Below are 24792 nucleotides of genomic sequence, written 5' to 3' on the forward strand. Positions count from 1 at the left end.
AATTATTTTAACGATTATCAATATTAAATGAAGTAAACTTTTAAGAGGTATTAATGCCTTGGAGCAATCAAAGTGGCGATAATGGAGGGCCTTGGGGTTCTCATAAGCCAAGCAATCCGCATGGGAATGTTTCGCAGCAAGATTTAGAAAAAATTATAAAAAGTATAAAGAATCAGTTTAAACAAATTTTTCCTTTTGGTTTTAATGGAGGAGTTCCGTTACTTATTATTGCTTTTTTTCTTATCTTTTGGGGAAGTCAGTCTATATATACTGTTCAACCTGACGAGCGGGCTGTTGAAATGCGTTTTGGTAAGCCAAAAAAAGATATTTATATGCCAGGCCTTCATTTAATGTTGTGGCCTATTGATAATGTTGAAATTGTTAAAGTTATAGAACGACAGAAAAACATAGGTGGAGAGAGAAAGAATAATTCAACAGAAGGGTTAATGCTTTCAGGCGACCAAAATATAGTGAATGTTCAGTTTTCTGTTTTGTATATGGTTAATGATCCACGTGCATATTTATTTAATGTAGAAAATCCGACAGAAACATTGAAGCAAGTAGCAGAAAGTGCCATGAGAGAAGTGGTAGGAAGACGTCCAGCTCTTGATATTTTTCGTGCGAACCGACAGCAGGTATCTTTAGAAGTAAAAAACGTAATTCAAGATACTCTTAACATATACAAATCTGGAATTTTAATAAATGCAGTCTCTATTGAAGATGCTGCTCCTCCCCGTGAGGTTGCAGATGCTTTTGATGAAGTGCAGCGTGCAGAACAAGATGAAGATCGTTTTGTTGAAGAGGCTAATAAGTATAAAAACCAGAAACTTGGTCTTTCTCGAGGAGAGGCAGCCCGTATACGCGAATCTTCTATTGCATATAAGAATAGGGTTGTTAAGGAAGCCGAAGGTGAAGCGGAGCGCTTTATATCAATATATAATCAATATTTGAAAGCTCCTGATATAACACGACAACGTATCTATATTGAAACTATGGAAGAGGTTTTAAAGAAATCAAATAAAATAATTATTGATAATAATCAATCTGTTATTCCTTATTTACCCCTCAATGAAGTTTTCCCTCAAATTCGTAAAAAAGTAGAAGGAGGTACACGTAATGTTGAATAGACTTCCTGCTATTTTCATTATTTTTTTACTAACCGCATCTTTTTTGTTGTATTCATCAATATTCATTATTAATCCTCGCGAGCAGGCTATTATTGTAAGATTTGGAAAAATATATTCAGTTAAGACAGAGCCAGGGATTTACTTTAAAATGCCTTTTGCTTTTATGGATGCTGATAATATACAATATCTTCCAAAGCAGGTTTTGCGTCTAGATCTTGATAATATGCGTGTACAAGTTTCAGATGGTAAATTTTATGAGGTTGATGCTTTTGTAGTTTATCGTATAGCGGATGCGCGTCTATTCCGTGAATCTGTTTCTGGTGATCGTAATGCAGCAGAATCTCGTTTACGCACACGTCTTGATTCTGCCTTGCGACGTGTTTATGGTTTGCGTAAATTTGAAGTGGCATTATCTAAACAACGTAGTGACATGATGATTGATGTCCGTAATGATATTATTGGAGATGCAGAAAAATTGGGATTGATGATTGAGGATGTACGTATACGGCGTACTGACCTTACACAGGAAGTATCTCAACAAACTTATGATCGTATGAAGGCTGAACGTCTTGCTGAAGCAGAATTCATTCGTTCTCGCGGTAAAGAAAAAAGTCAACGTTATCGGTCTATAGCAGATCGAGAAGCTATTGAAATCATCGCTGATGCTCAGCGTGATTCAGAAATAAATAGAGGTCAAGGAGATGCTGAACGTACCCGACTCTTTTCTGATGCGTTCAGAAGAGATCCTGCTTTTTTTGATTTTTATCGTTCGATGAAAGCATATATCAATGCACTTTCCTCTTCTGAAACTTCATTTGTTCTTTCTCCTAATTCTCAATTTTTTAAATATTTAAATGTTCCATCAGAAAGTAAAAAACCTCTTTCACTTTCTAAGTTTAAAGATTAATGAAATGTAAGATTTTAAATTTTTTGTTGAGCCTGTAATAATTATTAATGTTTTAATTCTCAATTATTTAGTTTTTTTAATATAAGTAGATTGCTTTATGACTTTCTATTATTAAAAATAAATAGATACACAAAACAAATAGGATAATTATGTGTAGTAGACATTAATTTACATAATAAATTCATCTTTTTTATATCCTTGAATATACAAAAGAGCTGTAAGGTCACTATAATCAATGCGTATTTTTGCTTGCTCTGCCAAGATAGGTTTTGCGTGCAGAGCTACTCCTGATCCTGCTAATTTTATCATTTCTACATCGTTTGCTCCATCTCCAACAGCTAAAATTTCTTGAGGAGATATATTGAGCATATCAGCTGTTTTTAAGAGAATTTTTGATTTTTCTTTTGAATCCAAGATGGGTTCTACTATTTCTCCTGTAAAAAGATTATCTTTTTCTATAAGACTATTTCCATAGTGCTCATCAAATCCAAGAGCATGAGCAATAATTTTGGTAAAGACAGTAAATCCACCTGAAACAAGTACGGTATAAGCACCATTTTTTTTCATAGTAGAAATAAGTTCTCTTCCTCCAGGGGTAAATGTAATGCGATTTTTTATGACAGTATTGATAATTTTTGTTGATATTCCTTTCAGGTAATGCATTCTTTGACGAAGTGCAGTATTAAATTCTATTTCACCATTCATGGCACGCCTTGTTATATCTAAAATTTCATCGCTTAATCCTATTTCTTTTGCTAATTCATCAAGACATTCTTGTTGAATCATGGTAGAATCCATATCAGCAATGAGGAGATGTTTGCGTCTCTTTTCAATTTCTTGGATAACGATATCAATTTTTTCATTACCAATAAAAAGTTTTAGTGCTTTTTGACAAATATCAATATTTGCTTCAATAGGAAGAATTATATCGCAAGCGATATTCTCTGCAAGCCAGTTAATATTTGAGCCGTTTACGACTTTAGAAGCTTTTTTTATCAACGAAATATTAAGCAGAGGAGTTGAAGGATTAGTAATAAGCGTGGCAACAAGAGGCATTATGGTTATCCTTTCACAAAATATTAATATTATATTAATAACGGGACCAACAGCAAGCGGCAAGTCAGGATTTGCTTTACAATTGGCAGATAAATACAATGGCGAGATTATTAATGCTGATAGCATGCAAGTTTATGATATCATTCAGATATTAACTTCTCGTCCGTCTATACAAGATATGAGAGGTATTCCACACCACCTTTATGGACATATATTTCCCGGAGATTCTTATTCTACAGGGGAGTGGTTGCGTTGTGCTAAAAAAATGATTTTTGATATACAAAAACGAGGACATTTACCTGTAGTAGTTGGTGGAACAGGCCTTTATTTTCGTGCATTAACTGGAAATTTTTCTGAAATGCCTGATGTTCCGGATTCAATTCGTAAAATTGTACGTGAATGGTTGCATCAATATGGTACAGAGGCACTTTATAGTAAGTTGGCTTCTATTGATTTCCCTGCATCTCAAAAGATAAAAAGTCGTGATGGGCAAAGAATTGCTCGAGCGCTTGAAATCTTTATGTCATCTGGAAAATCGATTACACAATTTTGGGAACAATCTAAAGAACAATCAATGTCAAGTTTATCTCCACTTAAGTTGCTTATTTTACCTGAACGTGATGAACTCAATAAAAATATTAAGCATCGTTTTAAATACATGATGGATAACGGAGCTGTAGAGGAAGTTCAGAAATTAGTAAATTTTGAATTATCTTCAGATTTACCTGCTATGAAAGCGATAGGTGTGCGTGATATCATTTTGATGTTAAAAAACGAAATAAGTTATGAACAAACATTAGAAAGAGGGGTTATAGCAACTCGTCAATATGCGAAAAGACAGATTACCTGGTTTAGAAATCAGCTTGATAAGAGTTGGCAAAGAATTCCTTCTTTAAAGGAATTTATATAAAAAATATTCTTTGTAATTAAGTTATCTTAATTCGTTGTGCCGGAAAGAGAATAACATCTCTGATTGAAGGTGCATTGGTTAAAAGCATTACTAACCGATCAATTCCTAAGCCAAGACCACTAGCAGGGGGCATTCCATGTTCCATTGCCTCAAGAAAATCTTCATCCAATATTTTTTCTTTTTCACCACGTTGATGCGCTTGTATTAGCTGCTCTGTCATACGTATACGTTGTTCTTTGGGATCATTAAGTTCAGAAAAAGCATTGCATATTTCCCAGCCATTACAATAAGTTTCAAAACGTTCTACAAATCGATTATCTTCAGGGAGTTCTTTTGCAAAGGGAGAAACATCTTTCGGAAAATGTGTAACATGTGTTGGTTGTATAAGGTTTTTTTCAACCAATTCTTCAAAAAGAAAATTAAAATTTCACCCCATTTTGCATCTTTTTCAACTTCAAATCCAGCATCCTTTGCTGCACATTGAGCTTCTGAACTATTTTTCAAACACCTAAAATCAATTCCTGTGGCATTTTTTACTAAATCAGGCATAGGTTTTCGTGGGAAAGGGGCTTTAAAAGAAATAATTTTTTCATCAAAAGCAAATTCGGTATTTTTATACATATTAATAGCAAGAGTTGAAAATATCTTTTCAACAAGACACATCATATCGTGATAATCGGTGTAGGCCCAATAAGCTTCCATCATGGTAAATTCTGGATTATGGCGAGTTGAAATACCTTCGTTACGAAAATTTCGGTTAAGCTCAAATATCTTATCTGTTAGGCCTGATATAAGAAGGCGCTTAAGATATAACTCTGGTGCAATTCTTAAATACATATCAGTTTTCAGTATATTATGATGTGTTTTAAAAGGATCAGCCGTAGCTCCTCCATAAATTGGCTGCAGCATAGGAGTTTCTACTTCCATAAATTCTTCTTCCTGCATCATTTGACGGATAGAAGAAATAATATGACTACGTTGTTGAAAGCGTAATTTGGATTCCTCATTACTGATAATATCAAGATAACGTTTACGATAGCGGAGTTCTATATCAGAGAGACCATGATATTTTTCTGGCATTGGACGAAGAGATTTGACCAATATCGTAATTTCTTCTGCATTGATAGTTAATTCGCCTCGTTTGGTACGACGCATATAACCCTTCACGCCTATAATATCTCCAAGATCTATCATTGGTAACAATTCTTGGGAGGATTGAAGAGTAATATTCTTGTGTGTAAATACTTGGATTTTATGACTGCTATCATGAATATCCATGAACATCCCTGAATTGCGTGAAGAATGAATACGACCAGCAGAGATAACAATATCGGTTGATTGTTCTTCAGGTTGTAGATAATTATATTTTTCTATTAATTGAGCATTTGTAAAGGTACGATGAAAATGAGCAGGATAGACTTCTTTTATTAAGTTCTTAAGAAGATTTAATTTTTGTTCTCGTACTTCGGTAACGTCAGACGATAGAGATACTGAACAACTGTCTTGGGACATTTTTATTCCTTATTTATAAATCCGTAGAAATTGATATTACGAGTTCTTTTGCTACTTTAAGTCTCTGACGCACGACAGAACGTCCAAGGATTTCTATGCTATCAAAAAGTGGTAGAGAACGTTTTGAACCAGATATAGCAATAAATAAAGGAGCTAAAACAATCTTAAATTTTTTATTTAATTCTTTAGATGTAATTCTTAGTTGCTCTTCAATTGTTTTCTTTTTCCATTCCTTTAATTTCTCTAAATCTTCTTGTACTTTATCTAGGATTTCAAAAATCTCTTGTGAAGAAAGAGATAAATCTGAAAAAGATAGCGGAGTTAAACAAATATTTGATTTGAATAAAAAACTTGCTATATCAGGTAATGCACCAAAATGTGTAATCCGAGATTGGGATAGTTTTAATCCTTCAATTAAAGAATTTTTTTCCATCGACCATCGAAATACACGGTTAATAAATTCCTCTTGCGAAAGTTTTTCTCTGATCCAACGACCATTTAACCAATCGAGTTTTTGAAGATCAAAAATAGCCCCTGATTTTGAAAAATTGTCAAGAGTAAATTTTTTTGATAACCCTTCAATATCCATTAACTCGTCATCAGTGCCATTTTGTATAAAAAGTAATCCAAGAAAATTTATAAGCGCTTCTGGAAGATAACCAAGTGCTGAATAATAAGAAATCGAAGTTGGATTTTTTCGTTTTGATAACTTCGATTTGTCTATATTCCTCATTAATGGCAAATGGATAAATTCAGGCTTTTTCCAATTAAGATATTCATAAATCAGGATATGTTTTGGAACAGAAGGAAGCCATTCTTCTCCACGTGCTACATGGGTAATCTTCATAAGATAATCATCAACAACATTTGCCATGTGATATGTAGGCATACCATTTTCTTTTAATAAAACTTGCATATCAATGGCACTCCAAGGAATTTCGATATTGCCGTAGATTCTATCCTTGAACGTGCATGAACCTCTTTCTGGTATTTTCATACGAACGGTATATGGTTTACCAGAATTTTTATATCGATTGCTCTCTTCTTCAGATAATCTCAGACAATATCCATCATATCGCGATGAAATTCCTTTTTGAAGTTGCTCTTTACGCATTTCCTTGAGTCTTTCCACACTACAAAAACAGCGAAAAGCATGACCTTTATTGATCAGTGTCTGAACATATGGATTATATATATGTTTTCGATCTGATTGGCGGTAAGGCCCATAAGGTCCCCCTACGTCAGGACCTTCAATCCAACTCAAACCACACCATTTAAGTGCATTTATTAAATTATCTTCAAATTCTTTTGTGGAACGTTCAGAATCTGTATCTTCAATTCTTAGAATAAACTCTCCTCCCATTTTTTTTGCAAAAAGATAATTAAACAATGCTGTATAGACAGTACCAACATGTGGCTCTCCTGTTGGAGAAGGGGCAACACGTACACGGACGTCAGAAGAAACCATTTTTCTGTCTTTCGAAATTAAAATTAAAAATATAAAAAATCATAATCCTTAACTGATTTAAGGCTAATATAACATAATAGATAAATATATTGCAAAAGCATCTCTCTAAAATTTTTTTAAATTATTAAATAATATGGAGATGTAATAATTTTAATAGCTATATAAAAGCTGTTATTGTATTTCCTTAATAGACTCAGTATATACTTGTCTAACTATTAATTTTTGGAGGGTTTTTTTATGTTTTTTACCGAGGCTTCCACGCAAACAGCCACGGTAGGCTCTAATAGCTTAAGTTCGGCTATGGAAATGTTCGTGTTGGTTGTCCCTTTGATGCTTGTCTGGTATTTTCTTCTTATTCGTCCACAGCGCCAGCAAATTAAGCAAAGAGCCGAAATGCTTAAAAGTATCCGGAGAGGTGATTATGTTATCACAGGCGGTGGTATAGCAGCTAAAGTGACAAAAGTTATTGATGATACTGAAATTGAGGTGGAAATAGCTGAAGGTATACGGGTACGTGTTATTAGATCATTTATCTCTGACATTCGTTCTAAAACTGAACCTGTAAAATAAAGAATATCAAGTTGTTCATATCACTTATTAAGTTAAGTACAGGATTAGTGATTGCTTGAAGAGGAAAGGAATGTTTTGTGTTCTTTACTCTAAAAGCTATTTTTTGTTATAAAAAAGAAAATATTGAGTATTTTGATACTATCAGTGAAAGAAGAATAGGGTTAATAGAAATTACTCTATAAAGTAATTATCTATATGGTCTATTCTTTAAATAAGAGGTTTTGCATCCGTAAATCCTGAATAACATCCTTACTGTTCATTCATATCCAAGAATAGAAACAATGTTGATCTCTATATGAGGAAAAAAATTTAAGGATGAATGAAAAAAAATCTAATATTGAGAGGTTTTCTCTTGAAATATTAAGAGATATTGACCGGGATCGATATCTTGCCTGCTTACTTTCTCCCAAAGAAGTCCGTAATAATCTAGCGACAATTTATAGATTTAATGCTGAATTAGCACGTGTACGAGATATGGTAACTAATCCATTGACCGGTGAAATACGCTTCCAATTTTGGAAAAATCTTTTTCAGAAAAATTCTAACGATATAGAAACAGAACACTCATCTTTTTCAAAGGAAGTTTTAGAAGCTATTAATAAATATAATCTTCCTTTTCAATGTTTTCTAGATATTATAGAAGCTCGAATTTTTGATTTATATGATGCACCTATGAATACTTCCCAACAGTTAGAGCTCTATGCTTCCAGAACTGCCTCTAACATTATTCAACTTGCTGTGTTTATTTTAAATCGAGAAGAAGTACCTTCTTTAATGAAAGCGATAATACATGCCGGAATTGCTCAATCTATTGGTGGCTTACTTTTATTAGCAGGTTTACATCGTAGCCGTGGCCAATTATATTTACCGTTGGATATCCTTGTAGCTACTGGACTTAATCGTGAAACTTTTTTATTAGGAGAAGATCGGCAACGTATATCAATTGCTATTAATGCTTTTTCTGAATTAGGCTTAGAGCATCTTTTAAAAGCAAGAAAAAATATTCAAAATATTTCTATGCCAATACTATCAGCTTTTATTCCTGTTAGTATTACAGAGTCTATTTTAAAAAAAGCTAAAAGTAATGGTGCAGATATCCTTGATAGGCAACAAATTATTCCTCAATGGTTGCGTCAATGGCATATGATGTATACTTTATATAAAAGACGGTTTTAATTAAAATTAACTCAACTTCTTAACAAGAGAAAATAGAGCTATTGCTATAAAAACTTATCAAGTAACCTAAAAAAATCTTAGATAACAGGTTTTTAATTTTAAAATAAAAATACTTTATCATTTTATTAAATCATATGATCTGAAGCATGTGCCAGCATTGTATAAACCTTTCCGCTATCTGACATAATATAGCTTTGAGTTATAGAAGGATCAGAGTTTGAATATGTAACATCAGATAATATTTTTTCAAAGTCTGCTATGTAGCTGTCAACAGCAACACGAAAATCATAATCATTTTCATATCTTTGTTTAATTTCATCAAATAGTTGCTGACCTTTCAAGGTATAAAGACGCCGAGTAAAAATGTTTCGTTCTCCTCGTGTATAACGTTTCCATAAATTAATAAAAGCATCATGATCAACAGACTTCGCAATATCTGATGCAAGAGAGTTAACAGGATCTATGGAATTATTAATTTCTTTTTTAGACTTAGCTGTTGGTTTCTCAAATCTTTTGTCTTGACTTCGTGGGGCTTCCATAAGTTCTTCTTCTTCATTACTTGAGGCAGCATGCAAAAGATCACTTAACCAACCATCATTTTTTGCAAACTTATCCTGATAATTATCAGAACGATTAGAACGAAGGTTTTTTAATGGATTAGAAAGCATCGAAGTTGGATTTCTTCCTGCTGCCATTGGTAAAGGCAGAGAGGGATCTTTTTCAGATTCTGAGATATTCAATTGATTTGGTTGATAGTTAACAACTTGTGCTAATTCTTGTAAGGCTTTCATCTGATCTCCAATAGCACGGCGCATAAAATTAATACTTTCTCTTGCTTCTTCAGATAATTCCATTGAACCATTTCTTAATTCACTACGAGTTATTTCTAACTCTTGGCTAATCGTACTTGCAGAACGACGTATATCTTCACTTGCTTCAGAAAAACGACTTACAGAAGAAACAATTGCTTCCTGTAATGTATCTAGAAGTAATCGAACGGCCTGATCTGACTTCTGTTCTATTTCAGAAAAAATATGCTCAATTTTAGCAAACGAAGAAGCAAGATCCCTCAGTAAAAGATCTGAAAAACTGTGTGCACGTTCTTCTACAGAATCAAAAGTTGAACTAAAATGAATAAGATTGTTATTAATTACATTTGTTGACTTTTCTGCACGATCTTCAATATTAGATAACGCATGCCCAATTTCTGTGAAAGATGTTTCAATATTATTCTGTATACCAGAGATTATCTTCTCTGATTGGTATTCAGTTTGATCAAAAACTTCTTTGATATTTTTGGTAAGAAGTGTCATCGATTCTTCAATTTCTGTAGATTTTCGTTCAAGACCATCTGTTAGCGCAGTTAAAGCTTTTGCACGTTCATCCAATGTTAAAGCAGTACTTGATTGTGCATCTAATAATAAATCACGAGTTTGGGAAAGAACACGGGCATGCTCATCAAATTTATTTACAATATCATTTATTTGTGAAAGAGTATGCCCTGAAATTTTATAAAGCTCATCAACCTTTCCTTCAAATAATTTTGATGAAGCAACAAGCATTCCTTTTACCTGATTTGCTGTTTCTGCAACATTATCTGTTGTTTTGTGTAAACGATTATCTATTTCTGAAAGATCATTAGTGGCATTATTGATAACAGAAGATATATCTGCATTGCTCTCTTTAATACGAGAAATCAGCTTATCAACATTACGAACAAGAATACTTTCTACTTTACTAAGTGCATTAGCAGAATTGCGAACCCTTTCATCAATGGCCTCAAGCATTAGAGAATTTTTTTCACCAAAAACTTTAACACCTGTCAATACAGTAGCCGTGATACGCTGAGAGATAGAATCTCCTATGTTAGAATATTGTTCCATAATACGGTTTGTTTTTTCTTCAATAACCTGTGATAACTCAACTGAACGACTGGTAAGTAAAGAATCCAAAGCATGAGTACGTTCATTAAAAGCTATATTAATTGAACTGCTTCGCTCTTTTAAAACCTTATCGACTTCTAAAATACTGGATTCTATTTCTTTTGTTCGTTCTTCGATATTAGTTTGGATAGCAATATTGTGTGTTTCTAATGTACGATCAACATTCAATAAAGTTTCATTTATACTGTGAGTTTGTTTTTCTATCGTAGAACAAACTGTGCCTGAACGGGAAGAGATTACTTTATCAGCTTCTTCAAGAGTTTTGATAATACTATTACTAGAGGTAATAAGATCAGAGTGTATTTTCTCTCCTTGAACTTCTAAAATTTTACTTGCTTCATCGATTTTTCCAGAAAAATATTCTATATTTTCACTCATAATTCCTTTTGCTGCTTCTACCTTGGTTGCAATTGAAATGCCAGCATCTTCAAAGCTCTTTACAACATTATCAGCTTCAACAGTAAGAAAATTATGCGTGTCATTCACTTGAGACACTATTTTGTTGGAATGCTCTTCCAGTCTATTTGCTAAAGAAAGAGTTCCTTTCTCTAAAGTTTCAAAGAATCCTTCGCTAACTTGTGATAAATCATTGGTCACTTGTATAGCTTTTTTAGCTAGAACATTAGAGACGTTATCTATTTCAGATCGTAATACATCAGACATAGTCTCTGTTTTTTGATTAATACTTTGACCTGCAACATCTATAATTTCAGATACTTCATCGACAACACCTGATATTCGACTTTCAAAAGTAGAAATATTTTTTTCAAAATGGATATCAGTTTCAAAAATTTTTGTACTTATATCAGTAATGGATGTCTCTAGACTTGAAGAAATATTATAAGCAGATTGCGATACATCATTGACGACATTATTTAATTTTTCTGATAGTCTTTCGACATTATTGGAGAGTTTTTCAAAGGAATCTACAGAAACATTAAAAGTCTGACGAATAGAAAGCTCTCGATCTTTCAGAGAAGTTTCCATCATAGATGTACTCTCAGTAACAGCGCTTACAATATAGGAGGCTTTTTCAGAAATATTGCTATCAAGATAACGACATTTTTCATCTAAAACAGCCGTAATTGTTTCTGCCCTGTTTCCTAAGGTTTCATTAAATTTTTGATGGGCATTTAATAAAACTGTATTAACATCGTCAACTCCTCCGGTTAACAATTTTTCCATACGGGATGAACTATCATCTAGAAGATCCTTAACAATATTAGAAGAAACCTCAATAATACTTCCTAGTTTTCCTCCACCGCCTGTAATGAGGTTCTCTAATAATTTTGCATGACTGGAAAGTTTTGTTTCTAGAGTTTTATGATTGTCGGCATATGCTGTACAAATAGAATTTATTCTCTCTCCAAAATTTTTATTAACTTTACTTTCAGTAGTGGAAATTTTTTCTACAACAATATTTGTATGAGTTTCTAATGTAGTGTCGAGACGTTGTTGACTTTCAGAAAGGGCAACAGCCAAAGCCATAGTTTTTTCATAGACTGTTTGAGTTAATTTTCCGATATCCTTGGATATAGAATCAACAATAGACTGAGGTTTCTCTGCAATACTTGACTCAAATTTTGATTGATTCTCTGATAAAGCCTGAATAAAAACATTGCTGTGCTCGAACATGATCGTATCAATTCTATCTGAATGTTTTAGAATATTTGAATCAATCTTTTGATGTTTTTCTTCTATTGTTGTTGAAATTAATTCTGCGCCTTTCTCTAATGTCTGGCTAAACCTTTTATGTGCTGTCGAAAGTGCCAGGTCAATCCCAGAGCTACCACCATTTAAAATCTCTTCTATTCGAGAAGAATTATTAGAAAGTAGAGAACCCATTCTTTCAGTAGAACTTCCGAAGACATGGTCAAGTTGTTCACCGTTGCTATGGAATATATTTGCCAAGGACTTTGCGTGGTTTTGTAGAGTTTCTTGTAGTTTCTTATGATTATTATCGTAAGCAGTGTATATAGATTCTGAATTTTTACTAAAGTTTTCTGCTACTTCATTTTCAGCATTAGAAATTTTCTCTACAATACTATTTGTATGACTCTCAAGGGTATCTTCCAAGAGCTTTTGACTCTCTGAAAGAGCAATAGCCAATGCCATAGTCTTGTCATATAATGTTTCGGTTAATTTCCCAATATCTTTTGAAAGACTATCGACAATAACCTGAGGACGATCTGAAAGGACTTTTTCAAACTTTGATTGGGTTTCTATTAAAGAGTTAATAAAAGAGGTGTTATGTTCTGTTATCATATTATCAATTTCTTGATAAGCTCCTTTAATAGAAGAACTTATTGCTTCTGAACGTCCATTAAGATCAGAATTAATTTGCTGACGTTTTTCTTCTAAATTAAGCGCAATATCCTTTATATTATTTATTAAAGTATTGCCTATTTCTTCGCTACCTTTGTTGATAACATTTTCAATTCCTTTTTGCCCGCTGGATAAAGCTTCTGATAAAACTGAAGCATGATCTTGAAGTGATGAATTAATACCTTGAACATTAGAAAATACAAGGCTTTCTATATTTCCATAAGAGCTAGATATCTGTCCGTTTATACTTGCTAAACTTTCGACCAGCTTCGTATCTAAAGCTCCAAACCGATTGTCAAAAGCATCCGTAAATTCAGCAATACTATTATCAAAAACTGTAGAAACCTTTTCAACAGTAGCTTTAAGTCTATCTTCAACCAGACCAGCCCGGAGATCAATATCCATGATTGCTTCATCTGAAGTTAATTGCAGACTTTTATGAAAATTGATACGCTGTTCTTCTAGAGAAGCATTAAAATTTTTCAAAGCATTATGGAGAGAATTTTTTATTGAACTTTCACCCAAGGAAAAGCCTTCAGATATCTCATCTGTACGATCCACCAACATTTTATTGAGTTGTTTGACTCGTTCGTCTAATATAAGGTTCAATTTTTCTGTATTATCATTTAATGTTGATGCATGTGTGCCAAAATGATCAAGAAAATTACGTCCACTTTCATTAAGAACAATTGATAAAGATAACAAACGTTCATCAAATTCTTTGTTTAAAGAAGAGCCAGTTGAACTCAATGTTTGAAGTAATTGGCTAGTTTTAGAAGACATTGTATTTACCAATGATTCTATTGAAAGATACGTTTTTTCTGTTAATGAAGATATACGGCTATCAATCATTGATGCAAATGCTTCACCTGAAGTTGAAAGACGAAGTGAAATATCTTCATGTGTAAGAGATAATTCTTCTCTAATTTGGTTATGAACTTCAACAATAGATGAGCGAATTCTCTCTGCGTGATTGAATATTGATTCACGTTCTGCGCTTAATTGTTCGATAAGGTTACGCATACGCATTTCGTTATCAGCATAGCTACGTTCAAGTGCATTAACTTCAGAGTGAACAAGTGTTTCCAGCTCACTTGCACGCGCAATGCTACGTTCTATTCCTTCACTCATGGCTGAAACTTCTCTGCGTACAGTTTGTCCAACTGAAACAACGCGTTCAGAAGCAACAGTTTCTGGTTCTACAAGACGAAGGGCGACTTCTGCTATAGAACGTGTAGCATTTCGCATCTCTTGTGCACGAGCGATCATGATAGAGAAAGAAAAAAATAACATAACAGGAAAGATAATTGCCATAAGCAACATCATGGATCCTGGCTGACTTACTATGTCATAAAAAGATTGCGCTTCAGATACTCGGTATAGTTTGATTGCTACAATCAAGCCAAAAAGAACCCAAAAGAATGAAATTATTGTTGAATTACGCAATGCAGTACTAATTGAAGTTTTATCGATGTTTTTTAGGATGTGAGTAATACTATTACTAGAAATATCGTTAGCAGGGGATAGTGCGGAAGAAAAAAACTTACTGGCATCACTCTGTTGAGAACTTGGTTTGGAATCATCATTTTTTGTAGATGCTGTAATATATTTCTGTTCGGAATCAGCATGGAGATAATCAGAATCTGAACTCAAGGCATCTTTGAGTGCTTTAAATGCCTTATTATAAATTACTTCATTCTGTTTATTATCAGCCATAAGCTTTACGCCTCGTAACCAGTTATCCCATTTTACTCGCAAAATGGAACTCACTTCATTACTTGTACTATTTATACTACATCCCTATAGCGTGAGTGCTTCAGCTATATTTCTTTTTTAATGAATCACTTTAAAAAACTCAATTTCGAAAGAAATCCCCCCTATATTAGACAAATGACTTAAATATAAATTAATAACATAATTTACTTTTTCTATAATATAACTGCGTTATTAAAGGATAATGAATTCCTTATACCATTAAGAAGTTATTTAAAACTTATTTTATATGCTTTTAAATTTTTATATTAATATAAAAATGAAGGTTGATTTTTCTTTAATAAAAGAAACTTATTGTATAATCGTGTAATTATAATGTACACTATATTATAGTTGCTATAAACAATTGAATTTATTTTATTTTTTTACAATGAAGTTATAATCTTTTAATCTCAATTTTCATTTTTTTAGCTCCTTGTTAGAGACTTTTTATTTTTTAGCATAGCTTTCTATAAGTTGAGACGTACTTGCTGACTAACCCATTGGCATAAATAATAAATTCCAGTTGCAAGGAAAGAATTATTGATTTCCTCCTTTATTCTTCTTGTTATTTAAGAGAGCAGGGGCTACAGGTTACTGTCAATAAAATAAATAAAGAATTGACTTTATAAGTTAAAAGTTAAACCGCTTGTATATGTTCAACAAAAATGGAGATAATTTTGACTAAGAAACCTCCTTGCAAAAAGTCAATTAAAACGTATTTTATTCGATATTTTTTGGTGGTTTTATTTTTTGCTTTTGCTCTTGTTTTTTTAACTGAAAAAATTGCTCGTATTGATTCTTCAAATCTAGGAGATTTCTTTTTTTCTTTACATAAACCAGCAATTATAACAGTGTTGATTGTATTAGTAAATATGTTAATTATAGATGCCATTTTTGGAATAGCTTTTATTTCATTTATAGTTGCGTATCCGCTTATATTAGGTTTGGCTTTTCTATCACAACAAAAGCAGAGTTATTTACCGGACCCATTACTTCCTTATGATATTCTTTTTGGACTTCAGATTTCAAAGCTTGTAGAAAGTATATTCTTTCAGCAAATATGGTCTATTGTTATTTTTGGAGCTGGTCTTCTTATTTTTTTTATTATTTTCATTTTTTTTATTAAGATAATTTGGCGTATTTTACCACGAATTCAATTCATTTATAGAATTCTGTGTGTAGCGATTAGTATACCATTATTCACAATGTTCTATTATATCATAGATTTAGAACACAATTCACCTTCATTGGTTAGAATGCGTGATACTTTAGGAATAATTCCTGAAGTTTGGGATCAGGCTTCGAATTATCGTCGAAATGGCTTTATTATTGCATTTGCTTTAAATATACCGATATCAAATATAAAACAGCCCAAAAATTATAATAAGCAAAGCATAAATGATATTGTTGATACAATATTTGCAAAGGAGCAATAGTATGAAAAGGCGTGAATTTTTATTAAATTCTTCTCTTTTTGCTGCAACTACGCTTTTGAATTCTATGGTTGCACCAGTTGCATATGGATCTTCTGATGTTACAAAAGAAACAAAGATTTCTCAATCAGACCGGACCCCTGATATTATTGCTATAATGAACGAATCTTTATGGGATCCAAATCGGCTTTCAGGGATTACTCTTACTCCAGATCCTATGGAATTTATCCGTTCCAATCTTTCAGGATATGTTTTTTCTCCTGAATTTGGTGGAATGACAGCTAATGTTGAATTTGAATTTCTTACTAGTTTTTCGAATGCTTTTCTTCCATATGGAAATGTTCCTTATCAAAATATTAGATCGCCGATACCTTCTTTAGCAGATTTTTTTCGAAAACAAGGCTACAAAGTAGAAGCTTTTCATCCTTACGAAGGATGGTTTTGGAATCGTTCTGAAGTTTATAAAAATTTTGGTTTTGAGAAATTTTTATCTAAAGAAATTTTGCCTCCATTGGAAAAGCACGGTGTATTCGCATCTGATGAAGCCTTTATCAAGGTCATTATGAATGAAGCTGATCACAGCACAGATAAACCTGTTTTCTTTTTTGCAGTTACACTCCAAGGTCATGGTCCTTATAGTCCACATCGTTATCCATATGAAAGAATATCTATTCTTGGTCTTCCTGAAAAAGAAAAGGAAATTCTTTCAAGTTATATAGAAGGAGTATATGAAGCTGATAAAAGCTTTGAGATGTTAATTAACTGGGCTAAAAAACGCAAGCGTGATACAATAATTGTGTTATTTGGTGACCATTTACCACCTTTAAGTTCTGTTTATGTTGTTTCAGGATATATGAAAACTCCAGTTGCACAAAGAAAAGCTCCATTTGAAATAATGAAAAAAGAACATGAAACACCATTGGTTCTCTGGTCATCCTGGGGGGGATCTGTACAACTTAATACACTAAGCCCATCACTTTTATCGTATTATATTTTAAAATTAGCGGGATATGAACATCCTTATTATACTGAATTTTTAGGTAAAATAGTGAACAACTATTCTGTTATTGATCGAAATGTTTTACTTTCTTCTCATAATGAGGAAACTTCTAGTTGGATTAAAAGAAAAATTCCTCCAATAATATCAAGCTGGCAACTTTTGCAATATGATCTTATGTTTGGAAAACAATTTAGCTTAGAAAAGCTTTTTGCAAATTCACAATCAATAAAAAAATCTGGATAAAAAGTTAATAACTTTCCTTATTATAGGCAATATTAATCAATCTTTGATAATCGTTTTAAATCAGGTGGTGTTGCTTCTATTATTAATTCTTTTATAGCCGTATCAAGATTAAGCTTTATTTGTTGTTGTGAACCAAATCGACGAATATTAACAGAACGTTCTTCAACTTCTTTATTGCCACAAATCATAATGATAGGAATCTTTTTTGTAGAATGTTCTCTAATTTTATAATTTATTTTTTCATTACGAAGATCTGTTTCAACATATAAGTGATTTTTACGCAATAAATGTGCAACTTCTTGAGCATAATCATTCTCTTTGGAAGTGATAGTTGCAATAATTATTTGTATAGGGGAAATCCAAAGAGGCATATTTCCAGAACAGTTTTCAATCAAAATTCCTAAAAAACGTTCCATAGATCCAAATATGGCGCGATGTATCATAACTGGTTGGCATTTATGTGAATGTTGATCAATATAAGAAGCTTTAAAACGCTCAGGAAGATTAAAATCAACTTGAATTGTTCCGCATTGCCAATCACGACCTATGGCATCTCGGAGTATGTATTCAAATTTTGGTCCGTAAAAAGCTCCTTCTCCTGCTAAAATACCTGTTTTAATCTGTCTTTTTGATGATTTTTCAATAATGTTTAAAACATCTTTCATAATATTTTCAGCACGATCCCAAAGGATATCTGAACCAATATATTTTTCAGGTCGAGTAGAAAGTTTTATAGTTATTTCTTTAAAACCAAAGTCTTCGTAAACTGACATAATAAGGTCATTAATTTTAAGACATTCATCAGCCATTTGTTCTTCAGTACAAAAAACATGGGCATCATCTTGAGTAAATCCACGAACACGCATCAGTCCATGTAATGCTCCAGAGGGTTCATAGCGATGTACTGAACCAAATTCAGCAAGACGAACAGGAAGTTCACGGTAAGATTTAATACCGTATTTGAAAATTTTTATATGTCCAGGACAATTCATAGGCTTCAAGGCAAAAGAACGTAAATCTTCTGCCTTTTCATCAGCACAATGGACAGAAAACATATTAGCTTTATACCAATCCCAATGACCTGATTCTTCCCAAAGTGACTTATCTAGAATTTGTGGTGTACTGATCTCTTCATAATCATCATGAATCCTTCTACGCATATAAGACATGAGTGTTTGAAACATTTTCCAGCCTTTATTATGCCAGAATATAACACCTGGTCCTTCTTCAGTAAAATGGAATAGATCCATTTCTCTTCCAATTTTACGATGATCACGTTTTTCAGCTTCTGAAAGAAATGTTAAATATTCATTAAGATCTTTTTGAGATGCCCAAGCTGTGCCATAAATACGGGTAAGCATTGGACGAGAGCTATCTCCACGCCAATAAGCTCCTGCTATCTTCATTAATTTGAAAGCTGTACCAATTTGTCCTGTTGATGCAACATGAGGGCCACGACAGAGATCCAACCAATTATTTTGAAAATAGATTGAAATATCTTGATTTTTAGGTATCATCTCCAGGATTTCTAATTTATAGATTTCTCCTTTTTCATAGAAAAAATTCTTTACTTTTTGGTGAGACCAGATTTCTTTACGAAAGCACTTGTTACTTTCGATAATCTTGCGCATTTGTTTTTCAATCTTGGGAAGATCTTCTGGAGTAAAAGGCTCTTTTTTTTCACAATCATAATAGAAACCATTGTCTATCACAGGTCCAATTGCTAATTTTGTTTCTGGCCAAAGTTCTTGGATTGCTTCAGCCATAACGTGTGCACAGCTATGACGAATTAACTCTAGTGCTTTTGTATCGTCACGTGTTATTAATTCAATTTTACCGTCATGGATAGGGTCATTAAGATCATAAACCTTACCATTAATTGTATAAGCAAGCACTTTTTTTGCTAGAGAAATCGATATTGATTCTGCTACATTATACCCTGTTGTTTTAGGTGGAAAGCTTTTAATAGAATTATCAGGAAATATCAGATTTATATCGGAGGACATAGAATGAGTGCTCTTTTGTAATCCTGTCTATCAAAAAACACAATGAAAAAAGCTAATTATTAAAGCTCTTCTCAATTTGCATTCATATGAAACTTATCTAAGAAGCAAGTAATATTAGCAATTTTAAAAATACGCTAAATAGTACTCACCATCGTTTTAGATTTAATTTTTTATATTTTTACGAACATGATAAAACAATCAAGCGCATAATATTTTATATTTTTTTGAAACTTACATAGAGTTAATAACCTTATTAAAAATTAAAACTACTTATAAACAATTGATGAAACACTTGTATTTTAAAATAATTAAATAAATAACTTTTATTTTTGATAAAAAAATACAAATACTTTTTTAATCAATTAAAATAAAACATCACAAATAATTTTTTAAGTTGCATATTCTTGTTTTTACTAAACTAACTTAATAACCTTTAATACATTCACTAACTTGGATCTGATTGAGATGATAATGAATATTAATTCAAGGAATGAGTTGTAGTTGATCTGCAGAAAGCTTTCCAGTACGGTTATTTTTCACTAATTCATAAGAAACTTTTTGACCTTCTTTAAGTTCAGAGATTCCAGCACGTTCAACTGTTGATATGTGCAGAAAAACATCCTTTTCATTAGGATCTTCAGGTTGGATAAATCCATATCTCTTTTCATTGCTAAACCATTTTATTAAACCAGTTTCCATGATTTACTCCTTATCATGCAAATAATTTTTGTTTGAGGATTTGTAACCGAATTTGCATAAAGGACTATCAATAAAACCACAACCCTTTGGGATAGCTACCATTTCAAACCATTCATCAACAAAAATCGATTTCGGCTTATAAACTAGGAAGAAAACTGTATTTTGTCAAGATAGAGGACAGAAAACTTTTATTTTATAAAGAAATTAAGTTTCTATTTAAGATATAAAATACTCGATCATTAATTGGAGTATAAAAAATTATATTTTTTGATATAAAGTGAAATGTTAATCATTATGACACACTTTAAGGTCATTTTTTTAAATTTTAATTTCCAAAAAATACTTAATACCTCTATTGAATTGAACAAAAATATTTTTTATAAAAAAAATTATTATTTAAATTTAATAAATTGAATCATGCAGGGATTGGGGTTATTACTTCTCTTCTTTATGATACACTTTATAATCATTTTTTAAATTTTAATTTTCAAAAATACTTAATACTTATATTGAATTGAACCAAAATGTTTTTTATAAAAAAATTATTATTTAAATTTAATAAATCGAATCATGCAGGGATTGCGATTATTACTGCTCTTCTTTTCCCAGTTTTATTGGATTCAGGGACATGTATCTTTGATATTGTCAATGTAATTCGCATCAAACAATTGCTTGAAGATTCAAGCTATGGGGCTGTTCAAGATTGTATGAATGAAATTTTAGAAAAATTGTCTTCCCAATCTCACCAAGAGATTAAAGAAATAATCAAGGGTAATATAAAAAATCATCTGTATCTCAAAAAAGAGTTTTCTGATCAAGAGATACAAAGAATCACTGATAATGCTTTTATTCAGATCTCCGATCCCAAAAAAGACACTCCTAAACATAAACCTCTTAAATATACTATTAAGACATATTTGAAGCATGATGTATTCATTTATAGTACTTTGTTAAAGTTTGCTCTGCATACGCTTGATTATCAGAAGATGCCTGTTAATTCTAATAACGCTATTAATCTTTCTTTACCTATTGTTAAAGTGGTTATGGTTTTAAGTAGTAATGCTAACTTAGGACGTTTTTTAAAAGGAAAGATAAAACCCCCACCACATGGCATAACGTTTGAAAGACTTATGGCAATGAAATTGCTTGATCATCTACATGATCACTTTTTACGTTCTAAAAAAAGACATCTTTTAATGGGTGCAATTCAATATGCAAAATCCATAAAATCCTTACCTTTTATTAGCAGCGAACTTAGTTCTGATTGGAAGCTAGCAAAAGAATTTTCCAAGAACTTAAATGTTAAATATGAAATGGGATGGGATAGTCCTGCGAAGGCTCTTGATAAAGCCAAGAAGATGTTAAACTGTTCCGATTGTAATAATAACAATCTTTATAAAAGGTATGTTATCCTATTTATGGGTCCTATTACAAAAAATAAAGCTCATTTGCCAGCTGGTGGTCCTGAAAAAACTTTGGAGGATACAAAAAAATATTGTATGGCGCTTCATGAAGATGGTATTGAAATCATTTCTGTAATGTTGGATTTCGATCTGGAGGTCATGAATGTTTTGCAGCAATGTGCATCTGATGGTCATTACTATAACGTTGAATATTCTGGTACTAACTCGGTAACGGCACACAGTCAAGATATAGCTTCCGGAATTATAGATGACTATGAGAAGGCCAAGAAATATAATTTTATAGATTTATAAAGTAGAGAGTATCTTAAATTTAATAGATTTTTTAAAAGAAGATATTAATTTTTAAGATGCTTCTTTAAGTGTACTGTTACCTTATTCTGGAAGATAAAGGCTCAAGCTGTTTTCTTATATCTTATTTTTAAGTTCTATTTACATCTTAAAGATGAAAAATTTTAATAAATTTTAAATTTTAAATTTAACCAATTTAAAATTTATTACATTTAGTTATTAGTTTAATTATTAATAATGATCAAACTGAGCTAAGAATGGTATCTTACAATAAACATTGGTTTAAATTTCATGAGTTACGTCATGGAAATTTTTCTTTGATTAGTGCTATTATTTTTCCTGTTTTTATGATAACAGGTGTATTTTTTTATGATATTATAAATTTAATGACAATTAAAAATCAGCTGCAAGAAGTTACTCGTACTGCCGCTAACGATTCTATTAATCAAGTATCAGGAAACATTTCTCTAGACGTAATAAGTAAGCTTATTAAAGTTAAAATAACTAACTATCTCGCTATAAACCAAGGATTTTCCACTGAAAATATAGAACAAATTATTAATGCAACTAGTATTTCTGTACAGAATCTTTCTACGCTTCCTATTGTATATTTAATCAAAACACATATACACTATAATCCATTAATTTATAGCAGTGTTTTTAAATATTTTTACTCTGATATAAGTATAGATATACAGGATTCTGAAAAAGTTTCTATTTCTAGTGATAAAATTATCAAGATTATTTATACCTGTTGCTCTTAAACATGATTATCAATCCTGTATTCAATAGGATTTATCATTAAAATTCTAGAGACAGGAAATACCACCGTTATGAGCTGACCACTGCATTGGATTGTTAATGAAATTTTCAGTTTGATACAAGGTTTGCTTATCAAATATTTTTAATTTTTGAGCTACTTTAAAAATATCATTCCAGGTAATAAGATAGTGAAGTTTTATATCTTTTTCTTTGAAACATGCCTCAACATTAGGAAAAATTCCATAGAAAAAAAGACTTAATCCGTGTTCGACTATGCCTCCAGCATCACGGATAGTATTAATAAAATTAAACATTGAACCTCCTAATGTGGTGAGGTCCTCTATTACCAGAACACGGGCTCCTTTAGGCATATAACCTTCAATTTTCTCCTTGCTCCCATGAATTTTAGGATTTTTGCGTACATAGATCATTGGTAATCTAAGACGTTCAGCCAAAAAAGCTGCAAAAGGAATACCTGCTGTTTCACCACCTGCAATGATATCAATACATTCAAAACCAGCGTTTCGTAATATTGTCGTTACTGCAAAATCAATTATTGCTGAGCGAATACGTACAAAAGAGATTAACTTCCGACAATCAATATAAACAGGACTCATAATTCCTGATGAGAGCTTATAAGGTTTATCTGGAGAAAAATTTACGGCTTGCACTTCAAATAACATTTTAGCCATTAATTCTGTTATTATTTCTGGTTCAGAAAAGCTGCTATAAATCATTCATAAATATCCTTTTGAAGGCACGGTTGGATGCTCACAATACGTATTAGGTTTTCTTAAAACCAGAAAAAAGTATATAATTAATTCTTAACCTTCCAATAGAGTGGCATATTCGGATTAAATACAGTTATAGATCCCATATTTGTTTGTTTTTTAGAAGGGAAATCAATAGGGGAATGATGTCGGACTAAAGTAATCTTTTCTGTATTTAATGGCATTTTGTACCATGAAGCTCCATTAGAAGAGATAAAAGCTTCCAAATTTTCAAGTTTATTTTCTTGTTCAAAAACCTGGGCAAGACAACTTAAGGCATTTATTGCTGTATAAATCCCTGCACAACCAGATGAACATTCTTTCATAGAATCAATATGAGGAGCGGAATCACTCCCAAAAAAGAAGCGAGAATCACCTGAAACGGCTGCTTTTCGAAGAGCCAAACGATCTTTTTCACGTTTAGCAATAGGTAAACAATAATAATGAGGATTAATTCCATTTATGAAAAGAGCATTGCGATTGATGATCAGATGGTGTGCGGTAATTGATCCAGCAAGATTTTCTTTAGAATTTAAAATATAATCAATACTATTAGAAGTTGTTAAGTGTTCAAGAGTAATTTTTAAACCTGGAAAACGTTTGCGCAGAGGATCTAATACAGTTTCAATAAATACAGTTTCCCGATCAAAGATGTCAACATCAGTATTGACTATCTCACCATGTATGCACAGAGGAAGGCCTATTTTTTCCATTCGCTCAAGGAGATGCATTATCTTATCGATATTATGTATACCATGAAAGGAATTTGTTGTGCTGTTTGCAGGATAAAGTTTAATTGCATGAATCACTCCTGCACGAGCTCCTTCTTCCATATCATCTGGGTTTGTCTCTTCAGTAAGATAGAGAGTCAATAAGGGTTCAAAGTGATGATTATCAGGAAGACAATCAATGATACGTTTCTTATAAGCTTTTGCGTCAGAGATCGTAATAATAGGAGGGATAAGATTCGGCATGATGAGTGCACGTTTGAAATGCTGGCTGCTATCAGTAATCACACTCCTTAATATTTCTCCGTCACGAAGATGCAGATGCCAATCATCTGGAAAAGAAATAATAAGAGACTGCATAGCTTTTTATTGATTGTTTTTTCATAAAAATTATTAATAAAGACCATAGCTATTTTTTTCCAAAGCATCAAGCCTCATTTTAAAAATCTTTATGAGTTAATGAGATTGATAGGAGTCATAAAAAAGAAGAGAAAAGAATGATTCTATTTTTAGATCAGCTACGAGATATTTCTATCCTGTATATGTTAAAAGTGCCAGCTTTTTGTAGAAGTCTTTCCAGTGTTAATGCAATGGTTGAGGCAATATCAGAAATCATTTTCATGATACGAAAAGCCTTTTAGTACGTATTTCGTAACCTATATTGTGAAGGGCTATACATAAAGGAAACGA

The 24792-nt window shown here is 32.1% G+C and carries 17 protein-coding genes and 1 pseudogene; 10 read left to right on the top strand and 8 right to left on the bottom strand.

Annotated elements, in window-relative coordinates; all coding sequences use genetic code 11:
* Positions 1-53 precede the first annotated feature (53 nt).
* Positions 54-1127 (top strand): FtsH protease activity modulator HflK, encoded by a 1074-nt coding sequence (hflK, locus tag B488_RS03090; protein WP_015273055.1) that lies wholly within the window; start codon positions 54-56, stop codon positions 1125-1127.
* Positions 1117-2034 carry a protease modulator HflC gene (gene hflC / locus B488_RS03095; protein WP_015273056.1) on the top strand — a complete coding sequence of 306 codons (918 nt, stop codon included), beginning with the start codon at positions 1117-1119 and terminating at the stop codon, positions 2032-2034. The genes hflK and hflC overlap by 11 nt, the downstream gene beginning before the upstream one ends.
* 168 nt (positions 2035-2202) lie before the next feature.
* Here hflC and serB read toward each other — a convergent pair whose 3' ends face one another.
* Entirely contained in the window at positions 2203-3090 is an 888-nt protein-coding gene (gene serB, locus B488_RS03100; RefSeq protein WP_015273057.1) for a phosphoserine phosphatase SerB, read from the bottom strand.
* Here serB and miaA point away from each other — a divergent pair.
* A complete protein-coding gene (gene miaA / locus B488_RS03105; RefSeq protein WP_244422711.1) occupies positions 3074-4000 on the top strand; it encodes a tRNA (adenosine(37)-N6)-dimethylallyltransferase MiaA in 927 nt (308 codons plus the stop codon). The genes serB and miaA overlap by 17 nt on opposite strands.
* A 16-nt stretch (positions 4001-4016) precedes the next feature.
* On the opposite strand, the pseudogene lysS reads toward miaA, so the two are convergent.
* Positions 4017-5512 (bottom strand): annotated as a pseudogene (lysS, locus tag B488_RS03110) (lysine--tRNA ligase).
* Between the two features lie 13 nt (positions 5513-5525).
* Complete coding sequence (gene gltX / locus B488_RS03115; RefSeq protein WP_015273060.1) at positions 5526-6980, bottom strand: glutamate--tRNA ligase; 1455 nt, start codon at positions 6978-6980, stop codon at positions 5526-5528.
* Positions 6981-7217: 237 nt separating this feature from the next.
* Here gltX and yajC point away from each other — a divergent pair, with 237 nt between their 5' ends.
* The gene (gene yajC, locus B488_RS03120) at positions 7218-7550 is read left to right on the top strand and encodes a preprotein translocase subunit YajC (RefSeq protein ID WP_041770662.1); all 333 of its coding nucleotides are present in this window, start codon (positions 7218-7220) and stop codon (positions 7548-7550) included.
* Between the two features lie 315 nt (positions 7551-7865).
* The gene (locus B488_RS03125) at positions 7866-8726 is read left to right on the top strand and encodes a phytoene/squalene synthase family protein (RefSeq protein ID WP_015273062.1); all 861 of its coding nucleotides are present in this window, start codon (positions 7866-7868) and stop codon (positions 8724-8726) included.
* Positions 8727-8851: 125 nt separating this feature from the next.
* Here the strand turns inward: B488_RS03125 and B488_RS03130 are convergent, their stop codons facing one another.
* Positions 8852-14710: an apolipoprotein A-IV repeat region-like domain-containing protein gene (locus B488_RS03130; protein WP_015273063.1), complete on the bottom strand. Its 5859-nt coding sequence runs from the start codon at positions 14708-14710 to the stop codon at positions 8852-8854.
* A gap of 716 nt (positions 14711-15426) precedes the next feature.
* Between B488_RS03130 and B488_RS03135 the strand changes: the two genes are divergently transcribed.
* Positions 15427-16185 (top strand): hypothetical protein, encoded by a 759-nt coding sequence (locus B488_RS03135; RefSeq protein ID WP_041770664.1) that lies wholly within the window; start codon positions 15427-15429, stop codon positions 16183-16185.
* Between the two features lies 1 nt (position 16186).
* A complete protein-coding gene (locus tag B488_RS03140) occupies positions 16187-17425 on the top strand; it encodes an LTA synthase family protein (protein ID WP_051012111.1) in 1239 nt (412 codons plus the stop codon).
* 32 nt (positions 17426-17457) lie between these two features.
* On the opposite strand, the gene thrS is transcribed toward B488_RS03140, so the two are convergent.
* Both thrS and B488_RS03150 read right to left on the bottom strand, forming a co-directional pair.
* Complete coding sequence (thrS, locus tag B488_RS03145; RefSeq protein ID WP_015273065.1) at positions 17458-19431, bottom strand: threonine--tRNA ligase; 1974 nt, start codon at positions 19429-19431, stop codon at positions 17458-17460.
* A gap of 483 nt (positions 19432-19914) precedes the next feature.
* Positions 19915-20130: a cold-shock protein gene (locus tag B488_RS03150; RefSeq protein WP_015273066.1), complete on the bottom strand. Its 216-nt coding sequence runs from the start codon at positions 20128-20130 to the stop codon at positions 19915-19917.
* A gap of 524 nt (positions 20131-20654) precedes the next feature.
* Here B488_RS03150 and B488_RS03155 point away from each other — a divergent pair.
* Positions 20655-21845, top strand: coding sequence for a hypothetical protein (locus B488_RS03155; protein WP_015273067.1), 1191 nt, complete (start codon positions 20655-20657; stop codon positions 21843-21845).
* A gap of 254 nt (positions 21846-22099) precedes the next feature.
* Positions 22100-22606: a TadE/TadG family type IV pilus assembly protein gene (locus B488_RS03160; RefSeq protein ID WP_015273068.1), complete on the top strand. Its 507-nt coding sequence runs from the start codon at positions 22100-22102 to the stop codon at positions 22604-22606.
* A 45-nt stretch (positions 22607-22651) separates the two neighbouring features.
* On the opposite strand, the gene B488_RS03165 is transcribed toward B488_RS03160, so the two are convergent.
* Together B488_RS03165 and pyrC are read right to left on the bottom strand one after the other, a co-directional pair.
* Positions 22652-23341: an orotate phosphoribosyltransferase gene (locus tag B488_RS03165; RefSeq protein WP_015273069.1), complete on the bottom strand. Its 690-nt coding sequence runs from the start codon at positions 23339-23341 to the stop codon at positions 22652-22654.
* A gap of 80 nt (positions 23342-23421) precedes the next feature.
* Entirely contained in the window at positions 23422-24462 is a 1041-nt protein-coding gene (pyrC, locus tag B488_RS03170; RefSeq protein WP_015273070.1) for a dihydroorotase, read from the bottom strand.
* A gap of 137 nt (positions 24463-24599) precedes the next feature.
* Here pyrC and B488_RS07185 point away from each other — a divergent pair, with 137 nt between their 5' ends.
* Positions 24600-24743: a hypothetical protein gene (locus tag B488_RS07185; protein WP_015273071.1), complete on the top strand. Its 144-nt coding sequence runs from the start codon at positions 24600-24602 to the stop codon at positions 24741-24743.
* Positions 24744-24792 lie beyond the last annotated feature (49 nt).

It is taken from the genome of Liberibacter crescens BT-1 (genome assembly GCF_000325745.1).
GTDB lineage: Bacteria > Pseudomonadota > Alphaproteobacteria > Rhizobiales > Rhizobiaceae > Liberibacter > Liberibacter crescens.

Bases quoted from the DNA above. Each gene is read 5' to 3' on its own strand.
- B488_RS03150 (WP_015273066.1), bottom strand. From the start codon at position 20,130: ATGGAAACTGGTTTAATAAAATGGTTTAGCAATGAAAAGAGATATGGA.
- B488_RS03155 (WP_015273067.1), top strand. From the start codon at position 20,655: ATGTTTTTTATAAAAAAATTATTATTTAAATTTAATAAATCGAATCAT.
- B488_RS03130 (WP_015273063.1), bottom strand. From the start codon at position 14,710: ATGGCTGATAATAAACAGAATGAAGTAATTTATAATAAGGCATTTAAA.
- B488_RS07185 (WP_015273071.1), top strand. From the start codon at position 24,600: ATGATTCTATTTTTAGATCAGCTACGAGATATTTCTATCCTGTATATG.
- yajC (WP_041770662.1), top strand. From the start codon at position 7,218: ATGTTTTTTACCGAGGCTTCCACGCAAACAGCCACGGTAGGCTCTAAT.
- B488_RS03160 (WP_015273068.1), top strand. From the start codon at position 22,100: ATGGTATCTTACAATAAACATTGGTTTAAATTTCATGAGTTACGTCAT.
- pyrC (WP_015273070.1), bottom strand. From the start codon at position 24,462: ATGCAGTCTCTTATTATTTCTTTTCCAGATGATTGGCATCTGCATCTT.
- B488_RS03140 (WP_051012111.1), top strand. From the start codon at position 16,187: ATGAAAAGGCGTGAATTTTTATTAAATTCTTCTCTTTTTGCTGCAACT.
- hflK (WP_015273055.1), top strand. From the start codon at position 54: ATGCCTTGGAGCAATCAAAGTGGCGATAATGGAGGGCCTTGGGGTTCT.
- gltX (WP_015273060.1), bottom strand. From the start codon at position 6,980: ATGGTTTCTTCTGACGTCCGTGTACGTGTTGCCCCTTCTCCAACAGGA.
- serB (WP_015273057.1), bottom strand. From the start codon at position 3,090: ATGCCTCTTGTTGCCACGCTTATTACTAATCCTTCAACTCCTCTGCTT.
- hflC (WP_015273056.1), top strand. From the start codon at position 1,117: ATGTTGAATAGACTTCCTGCTATTTTCATTATTTTTTTACTAACCGCA.
- thrS (WP_015273065.1), bottom strand. From the start codon at position 19,431: ATGTCCTCCGATATAAATCTGATATTTCCTGATAATTCTATTAAAAGC.
- B488_RS03125 (WP_015273062.1), top strand. From the start codon at position 7,866: ATGAATGAAAAAAAATCTAATATTGAGAGGTTTTCTCTTGAAATATTA.
- B488_RS03165 (WP_015273069.1), bottom strand. From the start codon at position 23,341: ATGATTTATAGCAGCTTTTCTGAACCAGAAATAATAACAGAATTAATG.